Source organism: Marinilabilia rubra, from assembly GCF_003121985.1.
Classification (GTDB): Bacteria; Bacteroidota; Bacteroidia; order Bacteroidales; family Marinilabiliaceae; genus Marinilabilia; species Marinilabilia rubra.
In genome coordinates this window covers 22,094-29,677 of record NZ_QEWP01000031.1, presented here as the reverse complement: position 1 = coordinate 29,677, position 7,584 = coordinate 22,094, and the positions used below count along the sequence as shown (strand labels likewise).

Here is a 7,584-nt window from a genome sequence, read left to right as displayed (position 1 = left end):
CGATTTTCGACTCATAACTAAATTGTTTTTAATTGTTTGAGGCCGAAAAATCGGTTTATTTAGGAAGATTTCTTAGTTTTATGATGGTAAGCTCCCGTTGAAAACGGGTTTAGTTCAACAAAGCTATGATACGCCAGCCGTGGCATCCACAGCATATTGAGGGTTTTGTTTTACCCTCAACCATGCGTTCAAGCTGATAAATCCATAGCGGGTCTGAAACCACGCCCAGGCGCACATAGCCGGGACGAGTACGCTGAGAGAAACCGCAGCAATCTAAACAAGAATGTGAAACGGTTTCGTAAACCGAAATCTTTGGAACAAGACCAAGGTCTTTGAAATTAGATGATGACTGACAACAGAGCCTGTCCCGTACCGCAGGTCGGGATGCATAAAGGTTAGTCTTCGGAACTCAGGAGATCTGTTAGCTCCCCATGAGAAGAGGAAGGTGCTCCTCACCCCAACCACCAGACAGTATAAGTCTCATGTTCCACATGTAACTGTACGTAGAAAAGGAACATGCATGCAAGGGTATCTGCGGCAAGGGGCAACCATAGCCAAAGAGAAGGCGAAGCAGAAGTCATAGCAGCTTCATAGTACCGCTTGTAGTCGGCGAAGTGCAATCAGAGCGAGCCGATGTAGGGAAGGAAGTCTGCCTGTATTTGCGTAACCACTAAAGGAAACCATGGACTTACTCGGAAAAGCACAAACAAGGCAAACGAAATTTAGAGGTATAGCACAAAAAGCACGAGAAAACTAAGACGAAGTTTTTACCTCCTTGTCACATCACCTAACGGAAGAGTATCTGTTAACAAGCTTCGGAAAACTTAGGAGAAGCGCAGCAACAGGTGTCGATACGATAAGCTGCAAGGCATACCAAGAAGACCTTGCGATACGGATCGAACATCTGCATCAGCAACTGCGAAACCAGCAGTACCACGCCCCGGACATACGCCGGGTATGGATTGACAAAGACAATGGAAAGCAACGGCCTTTGGGAATAAGCACAACGGAAGACAAAATAGTTCAGCGAGCAGTAACAGACTTATTAAATCTGATATACGAGCAGTACTTTTATGATTTTTCGTATGGTTTCAGACCCAAGCGCAATGCACACCAAGCCCTGTCATCGCTGAGAAGCCAATGCATGCGCGGAAGAGGACGAATAAAGTGGATACTGGATGCAGACATACAAGGATGCTTCGATAATTTCGACCACAAAACCCTTCGCAACCTTCTAAGCAAGCGCATCAAAGACAGAAGCCTTCTAAGGTTAATTGACCTTTGGCTAAAAGCCGGGATATTAGATGGAAAAAGCATGCACCGTAACTCAGTGGGAACACCACAGGGCAATATCATCTCACCGTTGCTATGTAATATCTACTTACACTACGTAGTGGATGAATGGATATACAAGATGGTACGCCCATTACTCAAGGGCGAAATTTTCGTGATAAGATACGCCGATGATTTTATTATCGGATTCGAAAATGAGGAAGATGCCCGTAGAGTAAATCGGACATTGCCCAAACGGATGCAGAAATATGGACTAACTATTCATCCTGAAAAAAGCCGACTAATTAGGTTTATGCCAGCCAAAAGAGGCAAAAGCCAAACCTTCGATTTTCTCGGATTTACACATTATTGGACAAAGAGTCAAAAAGGCTACAATGTTGTCAAAAGGCGTACCTGCAAGAAGAAAATGCAGAAAGCATTGCGGAAACTACGAGATTGCTGCATAGATAACAGACACATGAAGCTGAAAGACCAGTGTAAACTATTGACTTCAAAACTACGCGGATTATACCAATATTATGGAATAAGAGGGAATTACCTGGCCTTACAAAGAATGTATGGTGATGCGAAAATCTCTTGGTTCAAATGGTTAAACCGGCGTAGCCAACGCAAAAGCTACACATGGAAAGGATATGGTGAGTTATTGAAATATCTGCCATTACCAAAACCTAAGATTGTTCATGCAAATGTTTAAATTAGCAACTGATAGCGAAAGTAAATACAGAGGAACCGGATACGGGAAAACTGTACGTCCGGATCTGCGAGGGGGTAGGCAGAGTAATCTGCTATCCTATCTCGATTGGGGGCAACTGAAAGAAACACCACTACAACATGGATTACAAAAAGTATTATAAGGAGATTAAAGAAAAATTGATAAGATTTTCAACTGTCGTTTATTATGAACCAATGACAGAAGATAATATTCTTGAGATGGAAAAGAAAATAGGTCAGCCAATAAAACCTTTATATCGTGAGTATTTGTTGACTTTTGGAATGACTCAAGATATTTTTGAGAAATTGATAACTGATATTGATTCATTTTTTGAAGATTTCGACTTTATTAAAAAATCACTAAATGGATATCTTCCAATATTTTCGGACATAGACATGGAAGACACAATTTATCTCATTAACAACAAAGATTTACAAGATGATTTTGTTTACAAAGTTATAATTGATAGTGACGATAAAATCGGAAAAATTAAAAAACTAAAACTATTTCAACGGATTATTGAAGAATCAATATCAAAGTTGAATAAAAATCATAAAAGTAGATGCCTCAACAAAAACAAAGTGAATAATGCCGAGTTTAATATCTCTGACAAAGATTTTAATGATTTTATCGAAATATTTAAGACCGAAGGACTGAAACAAAAAACCGATTGGCAACCAAAATATTATCCTGAGAATATTTTCGGAGATGAAGTAGCTTTATTTTACTTATTTGACAATGAAATTATTATTGAGAGGGATGAAGACCATTCTCAATACAGATTTGAATTAGAGGAACCAATTCTGACCGATAATAAAAAATCAATTATTAGGAAAACCGAAAAATTATTAAAAGTCCAGAGAGTTAAATTTGAGAAAATTGAGTGTAAACTAATTGAAAATGAATAATCAGCAGCCCCCAACATTCAGGGCTGAATTAATCCCCACGAGATAAAATATCCCGCCTCTTATAAAGTGGCGGGATTAATTTTGCCGGTTGTTGAACGTTACCCGGCCGGCATCGTTTTAGGGATCTGGGGCGCTTTCCATGGCATATAGGAATTTCAATGCATTGGGGTTGGATTTGTGAGGTAGTTGTTGCCGAAATTTTAATAATTGGGGAGTCTGGGCCGACGAATTTCCCTTACTATATTTGGTTTTTCCGGTCATTTTATCTTGGTTTTTCGAGTTATTTTCCACTTTAGAGCATACCACTCCTAATCACCGACCCGGACAGGTCGCTGTCATTTGAAATAAAAATAGTTGGCCCATATTTTAGGCCGCCTTTCGCTTTTGTGGGCCATCGCGTATGGGAGGGTACACCTCTACAACCCCCATCAGCCCCTCCTTGCATTCCGGACACAGAAACGGTGAATGGCCATACCTCTGCTCAAAGATGACATACCAGGGTTCTTTTGGGGAACTTTCCGGCGAAGGCTGCTTAAAGTATTGCCGCGCGACATGTAAGGCTCTCTTTTTGTTGTGGCATGAGAGGATGCCATAATGCCTTACTTTCACAAATCCGGCAGGCAATACGTGCATGAGCCACCGTCTTAGAAAGGTCTTACCATTGAGTGGTGTCACGTGTTGCTTACCGGTGCGGTAATCTTTCCAGGAGAAAACCACTTCCTTTTCGTCCACTTTTTTAATGCGGCTGTTGGCTATGGCTACCCGGTTGACATACCGGCCCAGATATTCCACCACATGTTCTGATCCTCTGACAGGCTTTTTGGCATAAACCACCCATTTGCGGCGGTAAAGCGGATGAAGGTGTTTTTGAGACAAGTCAATGGGTTCATCCAGTTTAATGGTGCCTCTTTCATGCAACTTTTGCAGGCCATCGGTAAACTTACCCCTGAACATCTTACTCAGCGCTTTTACCGGGTAGAGATACTTGCCTTTGGCTTTGGCCCTGCGCCACTTCCCTTGCGGGGTTAATCCGCCGGCCGGTACCAGACAATGAATATGGGGATGCAGACTGATGTTTTGCCCCCAGGTATGCAACACGGCAACCATCCCTGTTTGAGCACCAAGAGACTTCTGCCCAAAAGCCTGCATGGTTTTCCATACCGACTGAAACAAAAGATTATATATCTCCCCCGGATGCTGAAGGCACAATGGATTTAAATCATGTGGCAGAGTAAAAACCATATGAAAATAGCCCACGGGTAAAAGATCTTCCTTGCGGCTGAGAATCCATCGCTCTCGCTTGCTGTGGGTACATTGGGGGCAGTGACTGTTGCGGCAACTGTACCACATCAGATGGGCATGTCCACAATGATCACAGGCTTTTAAACGACCGCCCAGCACCGGCGTGTGACACTGACTAAGATGGGTCATTACCGTTTTCTGGCGGGAGGTAAACCCTGTTTCATCCATACGTCCCCGAAACTGGGAAATTACCTCTGCAATACCCTGTTTTTTCATAAAACCGGGAACATCTTGTCCAAAGGATTTACCACATCACTCTTCATGCGGTAATTGATGTGCAGATAGATCATGGTCGTCAGGATGCTTTGGTGCCCCAGCAAATCACGGATCACCATGAGATTCACGCCCATACTCAACAGATGAGAGGCAAACGAATGACGCAGGGAATGCACATTGAGCCCTCGCTGCAATCCTTCCCGTTTAAGAGCCTGGCATAAGGCCCAACGAATGCAGGAAGCTGTAATGGGCGTTCCTTTTTTGCGACCATTGAATAAATAATGTTGTGGCCGGCATTCCTGAATGTAGGCACTCAATTCTACCAACATGTGTCGCGACAACATCACATAGCGGTCACGCCGCCCCTTGCCGCCACGTACGCGTACTTGCATGTTCTTGGTATCAATGTCACTTAGAAGAATATTACAGGCTTCCCCCCGACGCAATCCGGCCGAGTAGATCAATTTTAGAAGTGTACAATGCTTTTGATTTTTTATGCCCAGAAACAAGCGTTTAAGTTCACCACCAGTGAAAACTTCCGGGATATACCGCTCTGCTTTGGGATAAGGAATCTGCTCGCAGATCTCCGGACGGCTGAGAAAATGTTTGTAGAGATACCGGATACCGTTTACCGCGATACGCATGGTGTTGCGCTTTTGCTGTTTCTCTTCCTTAAGATACACCAGATAGGATAAAATCTGATCCGAAGTAATCTCATGAGGCGGTGTGTTGTAGTAGCGAATGAGTTGGCGCGGGCCGTGAAGGTAGGATACGATGGTGCGCGGCGAGAGGTTTTCCAACACCATGCGTTGCCGCATCTTCTCCAGTAATGGAGCTGCCTGTTCTAAGGCTTCTTCTTTTTGTTTTTCATGTTATTTACTTTTAGATAAATTCCGTAAAGTAAACATTTTTAGCTATTTTTATTTCTCCCGACGAAAGGAGGGTTTAGTTCAACACATGGTATAGTGCATGCGGGTTTTAGCGGTTTTCTGGCTTTTGTAGCTCGTAAAAAAGGTCGGTGTAACCTGATAGGTTTTCGCCTCGTACTCCCGCACGACACCATACCATCAAACGTTAGCTGCAAGTGAAAAGAACGAAGCTGCAACATTGAAACCTGATTATAAAATTTGAAAAAACGGCTTGAAAATATTATCTCATTGATTGAAGGTTAGTGTAAGAAAAAATTAGTTTTTTGCCTGCCCGCTTCTGCCCTTCGGGACAGTTGGGAAAACCCAACCCACATTGCACACATTGGCAAGCCTCACTGGCCAAGGCTCAAACCAAAGCTTACCAAAGAGTGCAATTTTGCCGTCACACACACAACTAAACTGAGTCTTTATCTGTATTTTTGAAAAATATGAATTTTATAAAAAAACATGTTAATAATTGGAAAGTCGGAGTAGCATTCTCAGCTTTGTTACCTCTATTCGCGATTTTAAATCAGTCTGAGAATCAAACAGCCCCTTTCATAGAAAGTTTTTTGACAGCATGGCTAGTTTCTTTTTCCTTCTTAATGATAGCATGGTTTTTAAATTCAAAACTTACTAATCTAATCTTTCACACCTCCAAAAAATGGAATTTAGCCAGTAAAATTCTTATCATTTTTCTTTTCAATGGCCTTCTTATATCTCTATTAATCATTCTTAATTCAGCTGGAGCTGAAAGTATTAATGATAACAGGGAAAGCAGTTATCTTTTTATTTTTATCAGAGGTAGTGTAAGTATTGCGATTATTTTTCTAATTCAATATGCCCTGAATTTAAATGCCAGAAATCAATCAGTATCATTGCAAAATCAAATGCTAAAAACAGAAAATATTCGTGCTCAATTTGAAATTCTTAGGCAACAAATTAGCCCACACTTTTTATTTAATTCTCTGTCAACATTGCGTTCTATGATTCGCTCATCTAATAACAACGCAGAGGAATTTGTTATCAAACTGTCTGATATCTATAGATTATTGTTGCTTAAAAAAGAAAGAGACACGGTAACGCTTAAAGAAGAGCTTGAACTTATTGATGATTATTCATTTTTGTTATTTGCCAGGTATGAGGACATGTTAAGCATTGATATTGATATTCCTGAAAATCTATTGAATTATAATATCCCAACCTTTTCTTTACAATTACTATTAGAGAATTGCGTTAAGCATAATATCGTATCGAAAGGAAAACCGCTGCACATTAAAATTTACGTTTCAGGCATTAACAGTGTAACAGTCGAAAATAACTTACAGCAAAAAGTAGCTTCTGGTGATGATTCAGGTTTAGGTTTGCAAAACCTTATTAAGCGGTATGAATTATTAGGAAAGCCGGAGGGAGTTAATGTATTTTCGGATGAATCAGTTTTTCGTGTAAAAATTAAATTACTCGGGCGATGAATATTTTAATTATAGAAGATGAGCCACATACCGCACAAATTTTAAGTGAAATTATAGTGCAAGTTCGTCCTGATTCAATTATTCTTGATACTTTGGAAAGTATTGAGCAATCAGTAAAGTATCTTTCCAATGATAAGAACTTACCTGATTTAATTTTTTCAGACATTCAACTGGCTGATGGGCTTAGTTTTGAGATATTTTCAAAAGTACAGCTGAAATGCCCAATTATCTTCTGTACCGCTTTCGACCAATACACTTTACAAGCATTTAAAACCAATGGTATTGAATATGTCTTAAAACCGGTAAAGGAAGAGGATGTGGAAATAGCCTTTACAAAATACGAAACACTAAAAGAATCTTTAAAGCCAGATACAGAAATTGTAAACCTGCTAAAAAACACATTTCAGCAGAAAGAAAACTATAAATCCTCAATACTTGTTCATGTCAAGGAAAGCTTCATTCCTATTGAGGTGAGTAAAATTGCATTCTTTATTGTTGACACCGAAGTTCTTTACATCCATACATTCGATAATCAGCGATATCCGGTTTTTAAATCCATGTCTGAAATTGAGGCTTCCATTGCCCCTTCTCTATTTTTTAGAATAAACAGGCAAGTTCTACTTAGTAAAAAAGCCATTAAAAAAATTCAACCCTACTTTAATCGAAAAGTTGTCATTAAAACTGATTTAAAAATCAAAGAGCAGCTTATTGTTAGCCGATTAAAAGTTACCGAATTTATGAACTGGATAGAACAATCCTAACCCTGTTCAATT

6 protein-coding genes are annotated in these 7,584 nt (G+C 40.3%); 4 read left to right on the top strand and 2 right to left on the bottom strand.

Annotation, left to right across the window (positions count from 1 at the left end; all coding sequences use genetic code 11):
* Positions 1 to 775: 775 nt before the first annotated feature.
* Together ltrA and DDZ16_RS19930 are read left to right on the top strand one after the other, a co-directional pair.
* Positions 776 to 1,987, top strand: coding sequence for a group II intron reverse transcriptase/maturase (ltrA, locus tag DDZ16_RS19935; RefSeq protein ID WP_109266248.1), 1,212 nt, complete (start codon positions 776 to 778; stop codon positions 1,985 to 1,987).
* A gap of 137 nt (positions 1,988 to 2,124) precedes the next feature.
* The gene (locus tag DDZ16_RS19930; RefSeq protein ID WP_109266247.1) at positions 2,125 to 2,913 is read left to right on the top strand and encodes a hypothetical protein; all 789 of its coding nucleotides are present in this window, start codon (positions 2,125 to 2,127) and stop codon (positions 2,911 to 2,913) included.
* Positions 2,914 to 3,279: 366 nt separating this feature from the next.
* On the opposite strand, the gene DDZ16_RS19925 is transcribed toward DDZ16_RS19930, so the two are convergent.
* Entirely contained in the window at positions 3,280 to 4,431 is a 1,152-nt protein-coding gene (locus DDZ16_RS19925) for an IS91 family transposase (RefSeq protein WP_109266231.1), read from the bottom strand.
* Positions 4,428 to 5,249, bottom strand: coding sequence for a tyrosine-type recombinase/integrase (locus DDZ16_RS19920; protein ID WP_109266230.1), 822 nt, complete (start codon positions 5,247 to 5,249; stop codon positions 4,428 to 4,430). The genes DDZ16_RS19925 and DDZ16_RS19920 overlap by 4 nt, the downstream gene beginning before the upstream one ends.
* A 539-nt stretch (positions 5,250 to 5,788) precedes the next feature.
* On the opposite strand from DDZ16_RS19920, the gene DDZ16_RS19915 reads away from it, so the two are divergent.
* Together DDZ16_RS19915 and DDZ16_RS19910 are read left to right on the top strand one after the other, a co-directional pair.
* A complete protein-coding gene (locus DDZ16_RS19915; protein WP_109266246.1) occupies positions 5,789 to 6,811 on the top strand; it encodes a sensor histidine kinase in 1,023 nt (340 codons plus the stop codon).
* Complete coding sequence (locus DDZ16_RS19910; protein WP_109266245.1) at positions 6,808 to 7,572, top strand: LytR/AlgR family response regulator transcription factor; 765 nt, start codon at positions 6,808 to 6,810, stop codon at positions 7,570 to 7,572. The genes DDZ16_RS19915 and DDZ16_RS19910 overlap by 4 nt, the downstream gene beginning before the upstream one ends.
* Positions 7,573 to 7,584 lie beyond the last annotated feature (12 nt).

Excerpts from the sequence above, each read along its gene's own strand:
- DDZ16_RS19920 (WP_109266230.1), bottom strand. The coding sequence starts at position 5,249 with ATGCGGCAACGCATGGTGTTGGAAAACCTCTCGCCGCGCACCATCGTA.
- DDZ16_RS19930 (WP_109266247.1), top strand. The coding sequence starts at position 2,125 with ATGGATTACAAAAAGTATTATAAGGAGATTAAAGAAAAATTGATAAGA.
- DDZ16_RS19925 (WP_109266231.1), bottom strand. The coding sequence starts at position 4,431 with ATGAAAAAACAGGGTATTGCAGAGGTAATTTCCCAGTTTCGGGGACGT.
- DDZ16_RS19915 (WP_109266246.1), top strand. The coding sequence starts at position 5,789 with ATGAATTTTATAAAAAAACATGTTAATAATTGGAAAGTCGGAGTAGCA.
- DDZ16_RS19910 (WP_109266245.1), top strand. The coding sequence starts at position 6,808 with ATGAATATTTTAATTATAGAAGATGAGCCACATACCGCACAAATTTTA.